This window comes from Subsaxibacter sp. CAU 1640 (assembly GCF_023156585.1).
Classification (GTDB): domain Bacteria; phylum Bacteroidota; class Bacteroidia; order Flavobacteriales; family Flavobacteriaceae; genus JBPOFM01.
In genome coordinates this window covers 101,418-119,488 of record NZ_JALNMI010000006.1, presented here as the reverse complement: position 1 = coordinate 119,488, position 18,071 = coordinate 101,418, and the positions used below count along the sequence as shown (strand labels likewise).

Here is an 18,071-nt window from a genome sequence, read left to right as displayed (position 1 = left end):
AGAAATGAAAAAATACTTAAAATATATTAGTATAGCTTGTACAGCGCTTTTTTTGGCGTCGTGCAGTGATAGCTATTTAGATGTGAATGAAGACACAAATAGCCCGACAATTGCCGTCTTGGGGCCTGAATTAGTGTTACCAGTAGGACAATATTGGTCAGCTGAAATTCACAATAGAGATAGATACACCAACACATTAGGAAATATGTTCATGGTGAACTGGAGCCAGGCAGATGGCTACTCTTGGTATAATGATGAGTTCCTTTACAATGTTACCACTTCATTCTATTCTCAAATCTGGGATAGAACTTATCGTGATGCTTTGAAAAATTACAGAGTATTGCAGGCATACCAAGGTGATACTTACTCAAACTACCGAGCAATTGGGAAAATTATGGAGTCTTATCACTTTCAAATACTAGTAGATATTTATGGAGATATTCCTTATTTTGAAGCATTGGGAAGGGGTGTTAATCCAACACCATCATATGATGACGCCCAAGCCATTTACGAAGATTTAGTAGTTCAATTGGATGCTGCGATGGAAATGATTGACAATGCGACAGAAAGCGCCATAGTTCCTAGTGATGATGATACAATGTTTCATGGAGATATGGAAACATGGAAAAAATTTGCAAATACAATCAAATTAAGAGTTCTAGTTCGTCAATCAGGCGAAGGATCATTAAACTCAAGTTTTGCAGGGATGTCTACTATTGGATTTATTACAGATGACGTTACCGTAGATCCTGGCTATGCTATGGCTGAAAACCAGCAAAGCCCTTTCTGGAATGCGTATGGAAGAGATTCAGGAGGTAATATCATTAATAATAACAACGCTACATGTGCAACTCCTTTCGCTCTCGATTTTCTAGAAGGAAACAACGACCCAAGGGTCGACTATATCTATGAGCACCCTGCTACGGGTCATCTTGGTGTACCTCAAGGAATAGCAGATTATGATATTCCAGTTGTAGACCAGTACGACCCAATTAGAGTCTCGAACATTGGTCCGGGATTATTAAAATCAGCTACTCAACCTGCTGTTATTTTTACTGCGGCTGACTCATATTTTTTACAAGCTGAAGCGATATTTAAAGGCTACTTACCTGGTGATGCCCAAGTTGCTTACGAAAATGGAATAACTGCATCTTTTGATTATTTAGGTGCTCCTGGAGCTACGGATTATTATACTCAAGCGCTTCCAAATGTTGGATGGAATGCTTCATCTAACAAAATGAGAGCTATTATAACTCAAAAGTGGGTCGCTTTAAATGGAGTGGACGCCATTCAGTCTTGGTTTGACTATAACAGAACAGGATTTCCTGCTAATCTACCAGTCTCTTTGAGAGCTTCAACTCCGGATAGACCAGTAAGATTATTTTACCCTTCGAGTGAGTTAACAGCAAACGCTGCTAATGTACCTTCTCAACCAAATGCTTTTACAGTTAAAATATTTTGGGCTAATTAAAAAAAATTGAAAAAATGAAAAATTATATTAAATATTTTGGAATTCTATGTCTATCGTTCATGATGACGTCTTGTTTAGTCGATGATTCTGCACCGAGCGATAATAATGATGAAGGACCTAATCTTGTTGGATTTACAAGTTCAACAGTTAATGCGTCTGTGGTGGCAGATGGAAGCACATCTCAAGTAATGTTGCCAGTGACATTTTCGGGACCAACAGCAGCATCATTCCCTAGTGAATTTACCGCCACTATTGCTGTAGATCCATCATCAACTGCGATTGAAGGTGTGCACTATACACTATCTAGTACTTCTGTGACAATGTCACCAGATAGTAACTTTATAGCTACTTTCCCTATTACAATCATAACCGATGGAATTGATCCACCTTTAGATCCTGCACCAGTTTTAAAGTTAAATATAGTTGACATCTCTAATTCATCTATTGTACCAAATGGTCGTACTTCTTCAATATCTGTCAGAATTGAATATCTGTGCTATTCTGATATTACAGGTAAATATGAAGCTCTAGAAGGTGAATATTGGAGAATTGGTGTTTTAAATGCTACTACGTCAAGCTGGCCTGCAGAAACTGAAATAATTTACATCTGTAACAATACTTACAGAGTTGTGGAATATTTCGGAATATTTGAAGGAAATGAGTTTTATTTTGAAGTTAGTGAATCAGGCACTATAACTTATCCGGCAACAACTCCTGATGGCGATCCTCAAACCGGAAATGGACAGCCTTTCATTACTTGCCAGTCGAATCCAGGCGATATGTCAAATGTACCTTGTGGTGCAGGTGCCACAAATTATGTTGAACAAAATGGAGACGAGGTAATTCTACATATGTCTTATGGTTATTTAACACCAGGTTCTGGACCAAGAGAATTTTATCAAGTATTGAAAAAATTGTAATTGAATTTTAACTTAAAAAGAAGATAAAATGAACAAATTAAAATATATTTTTAGTGCAGCTATGCTTTCAGCTCTAATATTTGGTTGCGACGCTGAAAAGGCTAGTCAAGACCCTGAAGCTTTGGGAAGCACCGAAAACTACCCAACTCCAACTTTCACACTTTCAGAAGGTGAATTAACAACCAATGAAAGGAATGAAACAGTTATTGTTTATGACGTTGTATTAGATAGACCTATCGATAGACCTATTGATTTTAGCTGGGTAATTTTAGATAGCAGTACTGCTACCGAACATGACGATTTTGACGTTGTAAATGGAACGGTACCTGCATATCAAACAACTGGTCAACTTATGATCATGATTTATAATGATATTGAAGTTGAAGGCGCTGAATCATTGAATCTTACCATTGAAAGTGGTCCATCTTTAGCAAACAGATATTTGGTCAATCCAGACACTAGCTATCCTGAAGTCAACATCACAATTAATGATTACAGATTCTGTCTTTGGATTTTAGATGCCACGGATGTATATGGTGATGGTTGGAACGGAGGGTATATTGAATTAGTTACTGAAGGCGAAACCACAACCTACATGGCAAGTGACGAAAATGATGTTTTCGAAATACCAATTACCGTAGGTGCCGATTACTCTTTTACATATGTTTCTGGAGGGGGAACTGGAGGTGCTCCTGGATGGGAAAGTGAAAACTACTACGAGCTAACTGCTCCAGATGGAACAGTATATTCCGATGGCAGTTTAGACTATTCTGGTATTCCAACTCCTGGTTTAATTACTAGTGGTACCAGTTCTTGTGAATAATCATAATTTTATATCCAAAAAGCCACCAATTGGTGGCTTTTTTTATAACTAGATTTTAAAAAATGAAATATTTCTACTTTTTTATATCAATACTTTTTTTTAACAATTTGATTAGTCAAAATACAGTTGGCACTATAACTTCAAGCACCGCAATGTATGATGGTTTAACCCTTTTCACCCCTAATGCCTCCACTGAAACTTATCTGATCGATAATTGCGGTAGAGTTGTTAACCAATGGTCTAGTACATATCAACCAGCCAACTCTGTTTATTTACTTGAAAATGGTAATCTTTTGAGAACAGGTAAAATAATCAATTCTCAGATAACCTTTGGAGGTGTTGGTGGTCATATACAATTATATGATTGGGACAATAATTTACTATGGGAATATACATATTCATCTCCCGTCTTGTCACAACATCATGATATATATCCATTACCTAATGGAAATATACTTATGCTTGCCGTTAATACAATGACACAGGCTCAAGCAATACAGGCTGGAAGAAATCCAAGTTTACTGTTAAATAATAAAATCTATAATGAACATATTTTGGAGCTAGAACCAGTCGGTACAAATTCAGTAAATATCGTTTGGGAGTGGAATATAAAAGATCATCTTATCCAAGATTTTGACAGCTCAAAAGATAATTTCGGTGTTGTTGGTGATCATCCGGAGTTATTGGATTTCAACTATTTAAACGGTAATAATGGTAACGCCAACTGGTTACATATTAACTCTATCCAATACAACAACGATTTAGACCAAATAATTTTGAGCTCTAGGTTAATGGACGAAATATACATTATTGATCATTCCACTACAACTGCAGAAGCTAGTTCTCATTCAGGAGGCTTATATGGAAAAGGTGGAGATTTTCTTTATAGATGGGGCAATCCTGAAGCCTACGATAAAGGAGATTCTACAGATAAAACGTTATTCAGCCAACACTACCCTCATTGGATTCCTAACGGACTAGTGGATGCAGGTAAAATAATGGTATTCAACAACGGAAATTCAATAAGATATTCAACTGTTAACATTTTTTCTCCTCCAATGTCTTCTCCTGGAGTATATATTTATGACCCTGTCAATGGTTATGGCCCTTCAGGGTCAGACTGGGTATATACAGATCCCGTCGACCCATCCAACTTTTTCTCGGCTATATTATCCAGTGCTCAACGCTTACCAAACGGAAATACTCTTATATGTGATGGTGATTCTGGTTATTTTTTTGAAATTGATCCTTCAAACAATATTGTATGGGAATATATAAATCCGGATTCTGCAGATGGCATTCTTTCTCAAGGCGAAACATCGACGCAAAATTTAGTATTCAGGGCCTTCAAATATGCACTTGATTATCCAGCCTTTACAGGAAGGGACTTGACACCTGGTGATCCAATTGAGATCAATCCTGATTTAATTAACTGTGAAAATTTAAGTATCAATGAATCTAATATAAATAATATCAAAATTTATCCAAACCCAACATCAAAATTATTGACATTTGATTTCGATGGCTTGATAGAACGAATAGATATCATAGATATGATGGGAACATTGATTATTACAGCCAGCAATGTCCACGAGTTAGATATAAGTCATTTAAATTCTGGTGTTTATTTTTTGAGATTAGAGATCGACAAGCAATTCTTAATCAAAAAAATAATCAAAAAGTAGCTCAAAATCGAACCTTTTTCAAAACCATCCTTTTTTAAGGATGGTTTTTTTTACCTTTGAGCCATGCAAAAGGAAACTACCATTTTCGGTATAAGAGCCATCATTGAAGCTATTAAGTCAGGAGAAAATATTGATAAGATATTTTTACAAAAAGGTTTGAGAGGCGAACTGTTTATAGAGTTGGAACAACTCATCAATAAAGAACGATTAAATGCCTCTTATGTGCCAGTTGAAAAGCTCAACAGATTGACCAAAATGAACCATCAAGGTGCAGTGGCTCAAATAGCTCCTATTGAATTCCATGACCTCGAAGAACTGGTAATGTCTGTCGTTGAATCTGGAAAAGCTCCATTATTCTTATTGCTCGACCAATTAAGTGATGTCAGAAATTTTGGAGCCATTATTAGAACTGCTGAATGCACAGGTGTATCTGGAATTGTCATTCAGAAAAAAGGTGGCGCTCCTGTGAATGGTGATACCGTCAAAACTAGCGCAGGTGCGATTTTCAAAATTCCTATTTGTAAAGTTGATCATATCAAAGATGCCGTTTTCCATATGCAAGCATCTGGCATAAAGGTCATAGCTGCTACCGAAAAGACAGAACAAAACCTTTATGATATATCATTCACACAACCTTGCGCCATTATCATGGGCTCTGAAGGTAAGGGCATCAACCCTTCTATTTTAAAAGTTGTGGATGAAAAAGCGAAGCTTCCAATTTTAGGCGAAATCGAATCCTTAAATGTTTCGGTAGCTTGCGGAGCTTTTCTCTATGAGGCAGTAAGGCAGCGCCTCTAATCTTCCTTCTTTTTGAAATAATAAGTAATCTTTGGTGGTTGATTTGATTGTATTTCAGATTCAATCTCAACTTCTGGCTCAATTTTCTCAATAAAGTTTCCATCTTTATCAAAATGTTTTAAAAACGGATCATCATCTTCATTGTAACCTGGCTGTTGCCACACATATTTTTCTGGTTTTGCAATTGTCTTTCGGAAAATAAATGCGAATAAAATTCCTGTTATCAAACCTCCTAGATGTCCTTCCCAAGAAATCTTTTCTTCCACAGGGAAGACATACCAAATCATACTACCATAAAGAAAAATTACCAATAATGAGAGTGCCACAAGGCGATAATGTTTGGCTAAAATTCCCTTGAAAAATATAAAGCTGACCAATACATAAATCAAACCGCTCGCCCCAATATGGTTTGCAGGCCTTCCGATAAACCAGGTTAATAAACCAGACAATAAAATGCCATATAAGATTACTTTCCAGGCTATGTCTCGATAAAAATAAAACAATGCCATGGTGAGAATAAAAAGAGGAATGGTATTATGATAAATGTGCTGAATATCTCCATGAATAAAAGGGCTGAAAACAATCCCTCTTAACCCTTCGAATGTTTTGGGATAAATTCCTAAATTTTTAATCTCTGGAAAAAAGCGAACCTGTGCCCAGAAAACTACCCAAATCAGCATTACAAATGCCGTCGGATAGCCTACAACACCTGTTGAGTATTTGAACTGTTGCTGATTTTCCATATTTAAATTTAAAACAATCCTTCAAAATGTCGACCAATTGTTAATTGTATGAAATATTGTCACATCTTATTTTGTAATTTTACCATATGAATGAGCCTTTAGCAGAACGTTTACGCCCAAAAAACCTTAAGGATTATGTAAGCCAAAAACATCTAGTTGGTGACAGAGGTGTACTAACACAACACATCAAACAAGGCGTCATTCCATCCATGATTTTTTGGGGACCTCCTGGAACAGGAAAAACCACTTTGGCAAATATTATTGCTAACGAGTCCAACAGACCCTTTTATGCGTTAAGCGCCATCAACAGTGGCGTCAAAGATGTCCGTGATGTCATAGAAAAGGCAAAACATAGTGGCGGACTTTTCACTAGTAAAAATCCAATTCTGTTTATTGATGAGATTCATCGATTCAGTAAGTCGCAACAGGATTCTCTATTACAAGCGGTTGAAAAGGGTTGGGTAACCCTCATTGGCGCCACCACTGAAAATCCAAGTTTTGAGGTAATTTCGGCACTGCTCTCTCGCTGTCAGGTATATATTCTCAATTCGTTTGAGAAACATGATTTAGAGCTACTATTGAAGCGTGCTCTCAAAGATGATGATATCCTTTCGAAATTGGACATCGACCTTAAAGAAACTGAAGCGTTAATACAATTATCTGGTGGTGATGCCAGAAAACTGCTCAATGTATTTGAATTGGTGGTCACAAGCTATCCTCCGAAAGGAAACATAACCATTACGAATGACGGTGTTCAAGAGCGTGTTCAGAACAACATGGTTCGGTACGATAAAACAGGTGAACAGCATTATGACATCATTTCAGCATTTATAAAGTCTATTCGAGGTAGTGATCCAAACGCGGCAGTTTATTACTTGGCTCGCATGATTGAAGGTGGTGAAGATGTGAAATTCATAGCGAGACGGTTGCTAATTTTGGCCAGTGAAGATATAGGAAATGCCAACCCAACAGCTTTGGTTATTGCCAACAGCACTTTTCAGGCTGTTTCGGTTATTGGCAATCCTGAATCACGGATTATTTTGAGTCAATGTACCATCTATTTGGCAACCTCACCTAAAAGCAATGCATCCTACGAAGCCATTAACAAAGCACAACAATTAGTTCGGGAAACTGGCGATTTATCGGTGCCTCTTTCCATCAGAAATGCACCAACGAAACTGATGAAAGATTTAGGCTATGGAAATAACTATCAGTACGCTCACAATTATGAAAACAACTTTATAGCACACGAATTTCTACCTGACAATATCAAAAATACCCAATTATTTTCGCCAGGCAACAATCAAAGGGAAAATGCTCTACGGGATTTTTTAAGACAACGTTGGAAGGATAAGTATGGATATTAGAATTTAATGTTTATCGCTTTTCCTCTTAAAATGTTTCCGTCTTTAGAATACATCCAAACATCATCTTTTTTGTAAACAATGGCATCACTTTCTTTTACAGAAAAGACATCCTTCACTCCTGTTTTGACCAATAGCATGACCACTTTTGGAGTACTATCTACCAGCTGATAGCCTTCATCTATAGGTTGTGCATAAAGTATTGCATCTAAAGGGTTATCGGTTCGAATAGTTACAGTTGTTGTCTCATCTTTGGATTCTATAACTTTTATGTCCTCCTTCACCTCCATATTTTGCTGTTCCTGTTTTAGTGATTTTATTTCCTCTTTTAACCTCTCTATCTCTTGCTGCTGCTTTTTGTCTTCGACGGTTGCTACTTTTACTGTAGATTTAGATACAATTTCTTCGTTTGGATGATATTCATAAGGCATATTTTGAAACGTCTCAAAGGCATCTCTTAAAGCCAAATTATAGGCTTTCGCAAATTCTTTCTCTTTTGATTCCCCTACTTTAGAACTTTGGATAATTGTTCCATTGCAATCTTTGAGGTCTATCCTAAGTTTTGTTTTGAAAAGACCGCTATCTTTATTTACATCTGCTAACAGAGCCAAACAGCCGTTATTATGTAAATCTGCCGGTAAATCCTCACCTTCCATATAGGCAGTGTATCCGTATTTGTTGAACAAAAACTTTGCAAGCGAGTTGATTTGATATTGATCCTTTTCTTTTTGGAACTCGAACTGTTCTGGGATAAGAATATATTTATAATCATTAATGCTGTTTTGTGAAAACGAACTGAAAGAAACAACAAAAAGGACTGAAAGAATATAAAGCGTTTTAGTCATTGGATAAAAAAATTAAAAATGTTGTGAATCGTAAAGATACGCTTTGTAGCGTAAAACTATTTTCAAATGGTCAAAAAAAGTATAAGGCTATAGATTGAAATAACGCGTGGCTGTAGAATACAACTCAAATGAGCCATCGTCTTCCATTATCACTTCCTTTTCATTGGGTTGTGGCACTACTTTGTAAATCATTTTTGTAGCTTCCTTGAAAGTTGTCAACTCTGGTATTTCTATCACCACAGAAGTTTCAACTTTTGAAGGGTGAAGTTTTGAACCTGCCGATACTGGCGTATGAAAAGAAAATTGAAGCTTATCAAAATCGTTCAAAAATTCAAATTGAACATTGAAATCTGTGTTCAAACTGTTTTTAAACAAAAAGGTCATACTGATTTTATTCAATTCACCTTTTAGATAATTGAATCCCAATTGTTCAAGGTAGGTTGTATCGGAATACACTGTAAATTCATTCACATCGATATCAGGCTGAAATGCTGACTTTTCCAAAGAAGAAACAATAACATCTGATGTTATAATGGCTGAAGGCTCAAGAGAATCCTCTTGCAGTGATACGCTGTCTTTTACACAGGAACTAAAAGCCATAAAAAGGCTCAAGAGCGCACAAAACACGAAAAATTTAGATACCTTCATTTGGATTGGTTATGCATGCATAACGTAAGGAAGTCATTAAAAGTATTTACAGATACTTTTTTAACTCTATTAATTTCGAGACTTGTTTGACATGTGGCTCACTTTCATCTTTTCGATAATTGAAAAAAATCGCATCATAGCCCACATTGAGGGCTCCCAATACATCGGCTTCATAGTTGTCGCCAATCATGATGCTTTCTGCTGGTTTTGCATTTGCCAATTGCAAGGCATGATTGAAAATAATCGGATTGGGCTTTTTGACACCGGCCATTTCCGCATTTGTAACGGTTTTAAAGTAATGTGAAATGTTTGAAACTGTCAGTTTCTTTTCTTGTGCCGTACTAAATCCATTGGTAATGATGTGCAACTGGTAGTTGGGCTGTAGATAATTCAACACATCAATGGTATCCTCAAACAGATGGTCAAATGTGGTTAAGTGCGTGATGTAATCTTCAGAAAGCAGATGAATCAACTCTTCTTCTACAGTAAATTCCAGAGCATCAAAAGTATCCTTCAAACGTCCATAACGAAGCTGCTGCTGGTCTATTTCGGCATTACGATAGAGTTTCCAATAATTTAGATTTACTGGCTCATAGATATTCAAAAAACTTCTGATGTCCACTTCAACATTATTGAGGGAAAAGACTTTCTCAAATGCCAAGGCAGAGTTCTTGTCAAAATCCCACAAGGTATGGTCTAAATCGAAAAAAATATGCTTGATGTGCTTAAGCTTCATTGACTGAATCTAATACGTCTGAAAATAATTCCCTAAATCCCTTCCATCGTTCTTCATTGCTAAATGAATGGTTGTGAAATACAGGTGCAAATGTACCATTTACTTTTTTTACTTCATCCATAAGCCGTTGTAGTTCTTCTTTTTTGTCCAATAACGATGCTTTGCTTAACAGTGCGCTATCAAACAAATGAAATGTATTGATTTGCAATGGTGTTTGTACTTCATAATCAAGATCATAAAACTGAAATGGCGTACAGGTACCTGCCCTAAAACCTAAAAGATTGATATAACCCATGGTGAAATCCTGTTTCACTTCGAGTTCAATCAAGTTGCGATAGGTTTCAGGCAAATTGAGTTTAGAGAACGAGTTGCGGCTGGCTTCCAACTCATAATTGACTACTGATTCCATCATTCGTTTTTCTTTTTTGATGACTTCAAAACTATCCAACGCAAAATAGGACACCTTCAGCCCTACCTTACAATAGTCTGCCACCGACTTTATCAAGCTTACGAACTCCTTTTTATTAATATTGATGTTTTTATCATAGGTGGAATAATCTCCTATCAAAAAGAAGACAATGAACTTAAAATCGCATTGTTTCTGCTTGGTAATGATCCATTTAAAAGTGTCGTAAGGGTCGCGACGCAAACCTGCAAGCACCAAATAGCGCTTATAAAAATGACGCAATCGTAATCTGTACAAGTCTTTTACAGTGCCACCAAACGTGCGCAACAAACCTTTTTGGTCATAATAAAACGCCATTGGCACATCGATAATCGGCTGCACCTTGTACTTTCGTGTTGGAAATTCATATTCACCATAAAGCGCTTGCAAGGCATCTTTAAAAAGATAAGCCCAAATATCTACAACAGGTTGACGCAAAAAGCCTTCTTTGTAGCCCAAACTTTCGGTGCCAACAAAGCGACCGTAATCATCTTTAACATGCGGTAAATATTCTTCATAACGGCTCAACAAATAAAAGGACGCTGCGAAAATATCGTAAGGCAAGCCGCTTTTTTCATTGGTTGGAAAAAACCCTTTGGTATGTTCCCACTCTTGTACGTGTATATCGATATCTGATAGACCTTGCTCATACAACAACTCATGACTACGGATAAAGAACTCATTGCCAAGCGGTTGTTTGGTATAGGACATCTTTAAGCTATCGTGTGCAATAAATTCTTCGACAGAGGTCGTTAAGGATACCTTTATACCCAATATACGTGTGCAGATATGTTTAAAGATATAGCTGACGCGTGGCGTTATTTTATGGGTGTAGACGAGTAACATGGTCTTAAGTATTCAGTATTCAGTGGGCAGTTGCTGTTGTTTTATCTATCTATTGATGTGACAGTTTAATTTCATCATAACAAGCCTTCATCTGCAAAGCTAAAATAAGCCTTTTCTGTCACAATGAGGTGGTCCAACACTTTGATGTCCAAACTTTCTGATGCCGTTTTTAGCTTTTTTGTGATTTGCTTATCGGCTTCACTAGGTTTTAAGGTTCCTGATGGATGATTATGTGCCAGAATCAATCCCGTGGCACCCACTTCAATGGCAGTTTTCATTACCAAGCGCACATCTACCAAAGTCCCTGTGATGCCACCCTTGCTCAATTGGCTTTTCAAAATGACTTTGTTTGAATTGTTCAAATAGACAATCCAGAATTCTTCATGAGGCAGTTCGCCAATGATGGGCTGCATGAGCTCAAATACCGACTGACTCGAGTCTATTTTATGCAACTGTAGCGCCTCCTCTCCTCGTCTTCTCCTACCTAATTCCATCGCGGCGACAATGGTGATTGCCTTTGCTTCGCCTATGCCCTTAAAGTCCATCAACTGTTTAATGGAAAGCTTGCCTAGACTGCTCAAATTGTTATTGGTGCTTGCCAGAATACGTTTGCACAAATCTACCGCACTTTCATTACGGCTGCCAGACCCAATGAGTATGGCTACCAATTCGGCATCGCTCAAGGCATCCTTGCCTTTGTTGAGTAACTTTTCCCGCGGACGGTCATCTTCCGACCAATGTTTGATGGAAAAAGAAGGCATTTTTTCTGACATATGATAACTATAAATATTGTAAATTTCAGAACCAAAACTATTAATAGCAATATTATGAAATCTTTGTTTGATTCTGATACTCATGAAGAGGTTTTAAAACGTCTCGATCAACTAGACGAGCACAAGCAGCCGCTTTGGGGCAAAATGAATGTGGCCGAGATGCTTAACCATAGCCAACGCCCTTTAAAGGTCGCCAATGGTAGAATGACGCTTACTGAAAGTCCCAATGCTTTTATGCGGTTGATATTCAGATTTTACAAATCTGAAATGTATAATGATAAGCCTTGGAAACAAAATATTCCCACAGTAAAGGACTTTAAAGTGGTCGAATTTGATACGTTTCAAAAGGAAAAAGAAGGCCTTATCGAATGCATCAACGAGTTTCAGAAAAAAGACCTCAACCTGCATTGGCCCAAGCATCCGTTCTTTGGAGAGTTTACTACCGACCAATGGGGCAAAATGCAATACAAACACCTCGACCATCACTTAAGACAGTTTGGAGTTTAAACAAGGAAGAATGAACAATTACCAATTAATGGTTAATGATAGATTACGCATAATGACGTCCAATTTCTAATCACCACTTATGTTTTTGTTGTTCATTGTAAATCATTGATTGAATATGTATCCACCACCACATCATCAAGACGATCATAGAGACCATCTTATAGAAGTCATTAAAACGTACCCGCTTGCCGCGGTCATTTCGGTGAAGGATGATGAGCCCTTGGTGACGCATTTACCATTGATTTATGCCAACAATAAATTGATAGGTCACATCGACATCAACAATCCACAGGCCGCACTTATGGCTAATGGCCACAAGGTGACCGTTATTTTTTCAGGGCCACAGTGCTATATTTCACCAAGTATTTACAGCACTACGCAACTGCCCACATGGAATTATGTAAAGGTACACCTTAAAGGCACCGTACAGGCTATAGACGACCCCATGGCAGTAAAACAGTCGATTGTAAGCATGACCGAACATTTGGAAGCTCCAACCCACAAATTTCAGTTGCCCTTAGACCACCCACGTATGCATGCCCTTATCGATTACATCAAGGGTTTTGAAATAACCATAAGCCACTGGGAAGGCAAATTCAAACTATCACAGGATAAAAATCCAAAAGATATTCGCAACGCTCGTGCAGAACTGATACGAGCCAATCAAGAAAGCATCCAAAGATTTTTGGATAGCGTATTTACTATATAAACACACACATACTATGGAAGACGATAAAAAAAATGTATATCATGGCACCTCACAAGTTCAGGCCATGGGTTTTAAAAATGCACTTACAGAAGCTGGTATCGACTATCATGAAGTTGATAAAACTGATTCGGCTTATATCGGTCTCTTTGATGAGATACAGATTTATGTAGATGCTAAAGACGAAGCAGAAGCATTGGCCATTTTAAAATCATTGAAGTACTAATAGTCAGGTTGTAGCACGTCTTAACGATGAAAGCCTTTGCAACCATCGGTCTATTGGTATTGAGCAATATCTTTATGACCATTGCCTGGTATGGGCACCTAAAGTTCAGTGAATGGAAATGGTTCAGCAAGCTTGGACTGCTTGCCATCATCCTTATCAGTTGGGGAATTGCCTTGTTTGAATATATCTTTCAAGTGCCTGCCAATAAGATGGGCTTTAAGGGCAATGGCGGACCATTTACCCTTATTCAGCTTAAAGTGTTACAGGAAGTCATTACCCTGTCGGTCTTTGCGGTTTTTACCTTATTGGTCTTTAAAACAGAAACCTTCCGCACCAACCATATCATTTCTTTTATCTTTTTGGTTTTGGCGGTGTATTTTATGTTTAAGAAATAGACTATTGTTCTGCACTTCAATATTTCATAACTTGTAGAACATTAAATTCTCAAGCCATGAAACCCATCAAAAAAGAAGACATCAGCCAGGAAGTGTTTGACCTTTATGACGATTATGCCCATAACAAGCTCACCCGTCGGCAGTTTGTAGAAAAGCTGTCGCTCTATGCCGTGGGCGGACTCACCGTAGGCTCGCTCTTGAGCTTTATGTCGCCCGATTATGTCACCACGCTATTGGTGCCCAAGGACGACCCACGTGTGGCATCTGATTATGTCAATTACGAGTCTCCAAAAGGTGGTGGTACTATCAAAGCCTTGCTATCGACACCCGACAACATAAAAGCACAACTGCCTGGCGTCATTGTGGTACATGAAAACAGAGGATTGAATCCGTATATAGAAGACGTGGGCAGACAGGCTGCTTTGGCTGGGTTTATCAGCATTGCTCCCGATGCTTTAACGCCGTTGGGCGGCTATCCTGGCAATGACGACGAAGGCCGTGAACTGCAACGCCAGCGCGACCGTAACGAGATGCTCGAAGATTTTATTGCTGCTTTTGATTATCTTAAAAAGCACCCTAGTTGTAATGGCAACATCGGCGTGGTAGGCTTTTGTTTTGGCGGATGGATATCCAATATGATGGCCGTGCGTGTGCCAGACCTAAAAGCGGCAGTACCTTTCTATGGCGGGCAGCCCACAGCCGAAGAAACCAAACAGATACAAGCGCCGTTGCTTATACACTATGCAGAACTCGACACACGCGTCAATGAAGGTTGGCCTGCTTACGAAGCCGCTTTAAAAGAACACGATAAGGCATACACCGTTCATTTTTACCCTGGTGTCAACCACGGATTCCATAACACCACAACACCGCGTTATGACAAACCAGCCGCAGACTTGGCTTGGGAGCGTACAGTGGCGTTTTTTAAGGAGAAGTTGAAATAAGAAGATAACAACCGACAGCAGATTTAAAAAGCCACCTGTTGAAAGTGAACTAAAGACCAAAGACTGGCCTCTTTGGTCTTTTGTATTTTATATCATCTCAAAGAAGTATTTTACCTTCGAATGCTATCTAGCTTTATGATGGGAAACAATTCTTTTAAAGAATCTTGTTGCGCTTCATACTTTTTCCTTGTTTCCGCATCAAAGTCATATAGGCTCCCATTTATTTTGATGGTTTCATTAGCTTCTCTTAAACTATAAGTGGCTTCAAAGTGTGCAGAGAGCACCTTTATATAATTTTGGTATTCGGTAGCATCTGTATAGCTATAAACAAACAGCGTATGGTCATTGATGGTGTTTTTAAACTTTCGTGCCAACATATCATTTGGTATAGCCACATCATCAATGGTAATGGTTTCACCAATGGAGAAAACCAGCCTATCAAAGCCTTGATATCTTTCATTCACAAAGTTTAGTTGTTCTAAACCGATGTCTTCAGGTACATAAACGGGTGATGTCATCACCATCAAATCATTACAATAATAGGGTAAACATCCTCTTACTTCTATGCCATTATAATCAAAGCGCATAGCAACATTGTCACCATCATTGATAACGTATGTATATTTATTAATACCACCTCTGCAAACCATATTTTGAAACTCAATAATATGTTTCATTGGTAAATGCCTGTCGGCAATGATACCTGCAATGTGATAGGATCTTAATTCTTCCCTTCTGCTTTGCAATTCAGATTGTATGACATTAAACATATCATCTATCTTATAATGCTTATAATCTTCACTGATAATTTCCAATTCCCCATTTTTATCCAATCGTAATTTATAATACAAGTATAGATCTGAACGAGATTTCTCTTCTATATAAAATGATGAAGATGGCACATCAATAATCGGGTTTGCTTCTAGCATCCCCGCATCCAAGGCTTTATAATCTACAATATTTATTTTAGAAAGACCAAAGCTTAACACACACATAGCAACAAAATGCAATAAAAGATAGATGTATTTTTTCTTGCTCAATATTCTCAATAATGACATCCAACCATTTAAATAGAGCACCAGTAATATCAGTATACCAACAGGAAACAAATAAGGTAAATATTCAAAATCCATCATACCTATTGAAAACACACCAAAAGTTAGAGCCATACGAAGAAACCAATGTACAAATCCACCATTAAGAAATGACTGGTCATTTAAAATACGATGTCTGTATCTGTTTGGCTTAAAGAAAGAACTGTATGATGTACTAAAAATGTAGTTTATGGCAATGCTATTGCCAAAAATCAATGAAAGACCTGCAAAGAACAGATTATACAGCGAACGGTTAGCATCACTTATGATGAGCGGATCATTTTGCATCACAAAAGACATACGGCGCAGCCCTTCGATAAGCACGTAAATGAATGCGTAAATCATAAAGGCATATGCCAATCCAATGACAACGGCAAGTATCCACCGCTCTTTGCTGATGGCACTTAAATCTAGCTTGGTGGTATGAAAGCGTCGATTGATGGTCATGGTGTATTGTGTCTATAAGATAAGTACCGTATTCTTTCTAAATGTTACATCATCCTACAGCTCTAATGGTATGAATACTATAAATCTATCGAATTTATGTTAAGCATTCCTATTAAAAATCAACATTCAATTTAAAAGTCAAACATCACCAATTTAAAAGTGCTGTTGGCTACATAAAATATTCAGAATACTACTACATAACTGTTCAAAACATTGCTCATAACTTGTTTTTACAGCAGTTATAGATTCTACGGCTTCTCTATCTTTGGGTTAATAACCAATAAACATTGATTTTAAATGAAAACAAACGCTAAAACTTTTTTAGTGGCGCCTAAAGGCGCGGTCTCCCATGCCAACGTTTCTCAAAATCAATTCAGTTCTTCTACAGATGGTATTGAAATCTGGATCAACACTGCCGAAATCATGAAGTTTTTAGGAGTGGATGAGCGCACCGTTAAACGTCTGCGCAAAAAAGGATGCCTACCGTTCTATAAAATGGGCGGCGTCATTCTACATCCTTTAAAACTCACCAATGAGTTGATGCTTGCCAAGGTGCAAAGCGATTATTGGCGAAAAATCTAGCCACCATACATTTGTAGTAGAAACACACGGCACTAACAAAGCCACGCTAACCAGCAACAAAAAAACCGCTCCTCCCAGCTTAAAAAGCCTATGGAGGAGCGGTCTCTTTTTACGGAAACCCAAGCGGTCTCTTTTAACTAACGGTCACTACACCCAGATAGCTACTGGTGGCAGCATCCTTGCCATTACTGGCAATAAATGTGGCCCAAACATGCACCACCTGACCCGAAAAATAGGCAGGCATCTGCAGGTCGGCACCCCTATCATTGCGTTTGGCAGCGTCTTCAAACAGTTGGTACAAATCAGTATCTGGCGCATAGGTAGCCACCCACAGTTGGTCTTCTTCAGAGGCATAGCCTTGCCCACTATTGTCTGTCCATGCCAGTTGTATCACCTGGTCAGCAGCAGCCGTAGCAGTAACGTCTACCAGACCACGCAGTTCGCCCTTGCTGATGAGCACCTTTTCATAATCCATCTCATAGGTATTGTTCACCACAGTGATGGCCTCTTTGAGATGATAGCCCGTAGCCAAGTTATACACCGATTTGTCACCCTGTTTTTTGCCAAAGTATTTGCCCACAATGGGTTTTAGCCAATACAGAAAGTGTGCCACCAGCGCAAAACGCATGCGCTGGTCTAGCTGTGCCGGTGTAGGCACATAGCTGCCACGCTGTGGCAAGCTGCGCATGATGTCTTTGCCACGCCAGCGTGCACCTACCACATTACCTACTTTGCCTGAAAATCCTCCAAGGATCCCTTTTTCAAATGTTGCCATAATTTTAAGATTTAAAAAGTTAATATTTTTTTGATTTTCAGCGAATGTAGACGACTGTTTTTCAATGCGCAAGAGAGTGTCCCTAACTGCCCCTTTTTGTCCCTAATTGTCCCTAATTGTCACCTATTGTCCCTTTTGAGCGATTTTTAGGGGGTTTTGTTGCAGTTTTGTTCGGGTGTTGTTCGGGTAAGGGTTGGGTGTATATGGTTTAGATGGGTCGTTTACCGAAGGATGGTGGGGTGATGGGTAGACAATGTGTGGAGATTTAAGGTTTTTAGCAAGTAAATGGGCCAATAAC

20 protein-coding genes are annotated in these 18,071 nt (G+C 38.3%); 12 read left to right on the top strand and 8 right to left on the bottom strand.

The window, feature by feature from the left end:
* The first annotated feature begins 4 nt into the window (after positions 1 to 4).
* The 5 genes from M0G43_RS15265 to rlmB all read left to right on the top strand — a co-directional run bounded on the left by M0G43_RS15265 (position 5) and on the right by rlmB (position 5,697).
* Positions 5 to 1,471, top strand: a complete 1,467-nt coding sequence (locus tag M0G43_RS15265; protein WP_248027942.1) for a SusD/RagB family nutrient-binding outer membrane lipoprotein — start codon at positions 5 to 7, stop codon at positions 1,469 to 1,471.
* 14 nt (positions 1,472 to 1,485) lie between these two features.
* Complete coding sequence (locus M0G43_RS15260) at positions 1,486 to 2,391, top strand: hypothetical protein (RefSeq protein WP_248027940.1); 906 nt, start codon at positions 1,486 to 1,488, stop codon at positions 2,389 to 2,391.
* Between the two features lie 28 nt (positions 2,392 to 2,419).
* Positions 2,420 to 3,214, top strand: coding sequence for a hypothetical protein (locus tag M0G43_RS15255; RefSeq protein WP_248027939.1), 795 nt, complete (start codon positions 2,420 to 2,422; stop codon positions 3,212 to 3,214).
* Between the two features lie 107 nt (positions 3,215 to 3,321).
* Entirely contained in the window at positions 3,322 to 4,899 is a 1,578-nt protein-coding gene (locus M0G43_RS15250; RefSeq protein ID WP_248027937.1) for an aryl-sulfate sulfotransferase, read from the top strand.
* Positions 4,900 to 4,962: 63 nt separating this feature from the next.
* A complete protein-coding gene (rlmB, locus tag M0G43_RS15245) occupies positions 4,963 to 5,697 on the top strand; it encodes a 23S rRNA (guanosine(2251)-2'-O)-methyltransferase RlmB (protein ID WP_248027934.1) in 735 nt (244 codons plus the stop codon).
* Here rlmB and M0G43_RS15240 read toward each other — a convergent pair.
* On the bottom strand, positions 5,694 to 6,440 hold the full coding sequence (locus M0G43_RS15240; protein ID WP_248027932.1) for a rhomboid family intramembrane serine protease: 747 nt from the start codon (positions 6,438 to 6,440) through the stop codon (positions 5,694 to 5,696). The two genes, rlmB and M0G43_RS15240, sit on opposite strands and share 4 nt — an antisense overlap.
* A gap of 86 nt (positions 6,441 to 6,526) precedes the next feature.
* Here M0G43_RS15240 and M0G43_RS15235 point away from each other — a divergent pair, with 86 nt between their 5' ends.
* A complete protein-coding gene (locus M0G43_RS15235; RefSeq protein ID WP_248027930.1) occupies positions 6,527 to 7,807 on the top strand; it encodes a replication-associated recombination protein A in 1,281 nt (426 codons plus the stop codon).
* On the opposite strand, the gene M0G43_RS15230 is transcribed toward M0G43_RS15235, so the two are convergent.
* The 5 genes from M0G43_RS15230 to radC form a co-directional block, all read right to left on the bottom strand.
* Positions 7,804 to 8,649 carry a hypothetical protein gene (locus tag M0G43_RS15230; RefSeq protein ID WP_248027928.1) on the bottom strand — a complete coding sequence of 282 codons (846 nt, stop codon included), beginning with the start codon at positions 8,647 to 8,649 and terminating at the stop codon, positions 7,804 to 7,806. The genes M0G43_RS15235 and M0G43_RS15230 overlap by 4 nt on opposite strands.
* Before the next feature lie 87 nt (positions 8,650 to 8,736).
* Positions 8,737 to 9,297 carry a hypothetical protein gene (locus M0G43_RS15225; protein WP_248027926.1) on the bottom strand — a complete coding sequence of 187 codons (561 nt, stop codon included), beginning with the start codon at positions 9,295 to 9,297 and terminating at the stop codon, positions 8,737 to 8,739.
* A gap of 46 nt (positions 9,298 to 9,343) precedes the next feature.
* Positions 9,344 to 10,033 carry a YjjG family noncanonical pyrimidine nucleotidase gene (locus M0G43_RS15220; RefSeq protein WP_248027924.1) on the bottom strand — a complete coding sequence of 230 codons (690 nt, stop codon included), beginning with the start codon at positions 10,031 to 10,033 and terminating at the stop codon, positions 9,344 to 9,346.
* Complete coding sequence (locus tag M0G43_RS15215; protein ID WP_248027922.1) at positions 10,023 to 11,324, bottom strand: polysaccharide deacetylase family protein; 1,302 nt, start codon at positions 11,322 to 11,324, stop codon at positions 10,023 to 10,025. Before M0G43_RS15215 ends, M0G43_RS15220 begins: the two co-directional genes overlap by 11 nt.
* A 74-nt stretch (positions 11,325 to 11,398) precedes the next feature.
* Positions 11,399 to 12,097, bottom strand: a complete 699-nt coding sequence (radC, locus tag M0G43_RS15210) for a RadC family protein (RefSeq protein WP_248028123.1) — start codon at positions 12,095 to 12,097, stop codon at positions 11,399 to 11,401.
* A 54-nt stretch (positions 12,098 to 12,151) separates the two neighbouring features.
* On the opposite strand from radC, the gene M0G43_RS15205 reads away from it, so the two are divergent.
* From M0G43_RS15205 to M0G43_RS15185, 5 genes are all read left to right on the top strand, one after another.
* On the top strand, positions 12,152 to 12,604 hold the full coding sequence (locus tag M0G43_RS15205; protein WP_248027920.1) for a DUF1569 domain-containing protein: 453 nt from the start codon (positions 12,152 to 12,154) through the stop codon (positions 12,602 to 12,604).
* A gap of 115 nt (positions 12,605 to 12,719) precedes the next feature.
* On the top strand, positions 12,720 to 13,313 hold the full coding sequence (locus M0G43_RS15200) for an FMN-binding negative transcriptional regulator (RefSeq protein WP_248027918.1): 594 nt from the start codon (positions 12,720 to 12,722) through the stop codon (positions 13,311 to 13,313).
* Positions 13,314 to 13,326: 13 nt separating this feature from the next.
* A complete protein-coding gene (locus M0G43_RS15195; protein ID WP_248027916.1) occupies positions 13,327 to 13,536 on the top strand; it encodes a putative signal transducing protein in 210 nt (69 codons plus the stop codon).
* A 26-nt stretch (positions 13,537 to 13,562) separates the two neighbouring features.
* On the top strand, positions 13,563 to 13,931 hold the full coding sequence (locus tag M0G43_RS15190; RefSeq protein WP_248027913.1) for a DMT family protein: 369 nt from the start codon (positions 13,563 to 13,565) through the stop codon (positions 13,929 to 13,931).
* A gap of 56 nt (positions 13,932 to 13,987) precedes the next feature.
* Positions 13,988 to 14,875: a dienelactone hydrolase family protein gene (locus M0G43_RS15185; RefSeq protein WP_248027911.1), complete on the top strand. Its 888-nt coding sequence runs from the start codon at positions 13,988 to 13,990 to the stop codon at positions 14,873 to 14,875.
* 110 nt (positions 14,876 to 14,985) lie between these two features.
* On the opposite strand, the gene M0G43_RS15180 is transcribed toward M0G43_RS15185, so the two are convergent.
* Complete coding sequence (locus tag M0G43_RS15180; RefSeq protein WP_248027909.1) at positions 14,986 to 16,416, bottom strand: hypothetical protein; 1,431 nt, start codon at positions 16,414 to 16,416, stop codon at positions 14,986 to 14,988.
* A 297-nt stretch (positions 16,417 to 16,713) separates the two neighbouring features.
* Here M0G43_RS15180 and M0G43_RS15175 point away from each other — a divergent pair, with 297 nt between their 5' ends.
* Positions 16,714 to 16,998 (top strand): helix-turn-helix domain-containing protein, encoded by a 285-nt coding sequence (locus tag M0G43_RS15175; protein ID WP_248027907.1) that lies wholly within the window; start codon positions 16,714 to 16,716, stop codon positions 16,996 to 16,998.
* 133 nt (positions 16,999 to 17,131) lie between these two features.
* Here M0G43_RS15175 and M0G43_RS15170 read toward each other — a convergent pair whose 3' ends face one another.
* Positions 17,132 to 17,773: a DUF6266 family protein gene (locus M0G43_RS15170; protein WP_262917188.1), complete on the bottom strand. Its 642-nt coding sequence runs from the start codon at positions 17,771 to 17,773 to the stop codon at positions 17,132 to 17,134.
* Positions 17,774 to 18,071 lie beyond the last annotated feature (298 nt).

Bases quoted from the DNA above. Each gene is read 5' to 3' on its own strand.
- M0G43_RS15195 (WP_248027916.1), top strand. From the start codon at position 13,327: ATGGAAGACGATAAAAAAAATGTATATCATGGCACCTCACAAGTTCAG.
- M0G43_RS15175 (WP_248027907.1), top strand. From the start codon at position 16,714: ATGAAAACAAACGCTAAAACTTTTTTAGTGGCGCCTAAAGGCGCGGTC.
- M0G43_RS15185 (WP_248027911.1), top strand. From the start codon at position 13,988: ATGAAACCCATCAAAAAAGAAGACATCAGCCAGGAAGTGTTTGACCTT.
- rlmB (WP_248027934.1), top strand. From the start codon at position 4,963: ATGCAAAAGGAAACTACCATTTTCGGTATAAGAGCCATCATTGAAGCT.
- M0G43_RS15260 (WP_248027940.1), top strand. From the start codon at position 1,486: ATGAAAAATTATATTAAATATTTTGGAATTCTATGTCTATCGTTCATG.
- M0G43_RS15255 (WP_248027939.1), top strand. From the start codon at position 2,420: ATGAACAAATTAAAATATATTTTTAGTGCAGCTATGCTTTCAGCTCTA.
- M0G43_RS15180 (WP_248027909.1), bottom strand. From the start codon at position 16,416: ATGACCATCAATCGACGCTTTCATACCACCAAGCTAGATTTAAGTGCC.
- radC (WP_248028123.1), bottom strand. From the start codon at position 12,097: ATGTCAGAAAAAATGCCTTCTTTTTCCATCAAACATTGGTCGGAAGAT.
- M0G43_RS15220 (WP_248027924.1), bottom strand. From the start codon at position 10,033: ATGAAGCTTAAGCACATCAAGCATATTTTTTTCGATTTAGACCATACC.
- M0G43_RS15225 (WP_248027926.1), bottom strand. From the start codon at position 9,297: ATGAAGGTATCTAAATTTTTCGTGTTTTGTGCGCTCTTGAGCCTTTTT.
- M0G43_RS15235 (WP_248027930.1), top strand. From the start codon at position 6,527: ATGAATGAGCCTTTAGCAGAACGTTTACGCCCAAAAAACCTTAAGGAT.
- M0G43_RS15265 (WP_248027942.1), top strand. From the start codon at position 5: ATGAAAAAATACTTAAAATATATTAGTATAGCTTGTACAGCGCTTTTT.
- M0G43_RS15190 (WP_248027913.1), top strand. From the start codon at position 13,563: ATGAAAGCCTTTGCAACCATCGGTCTATTGGTATTGAGCAATATCTTT.
- M0G43_RS15215 (WP_248027922.1), bottom strand. From the start codon at position 11,324: ATGTTACTCGTCTACACCCATAAAATAACGCCACGCGTCAGCTATATC.
- M0G43_RS15200 (WP_248027918.1), top strand. From the start codon at position 12,720: ATGTATCCACCACCACATCATCAAGACGATCATAGAGACCATCTTATA.
- M0G43_RS15230 (WP_248027928.1), bottom strand. From the start codon at position 8,649: ATGACTAAAACGCTTTATATTCTTTCAGTCCTTTTTGTTGTTTCTTTC.
- M0G43_RS15240 (WP_248027932.1), bottom strand. From the start codon at position 6,440: ATGGAAAATCAGCAACAGTTCAAATACTCAACAGGTGTTGTAGGCTAT.
- M0G43_RS15170 (WP_262917188.1), bottom strand. From the start codon at position 17,773: ATGGCAACATTTGAAAAAGGGATCCTTGGAGGATTTTCAGGCAAAGTA.
- M0G43_RS15205 (WP_248027920.1), top strand. From the start codon at position 12,152: ATGAAATCTTTGTTTGATTCTGATACTCATGAAGAGGTTTTAAAACGT.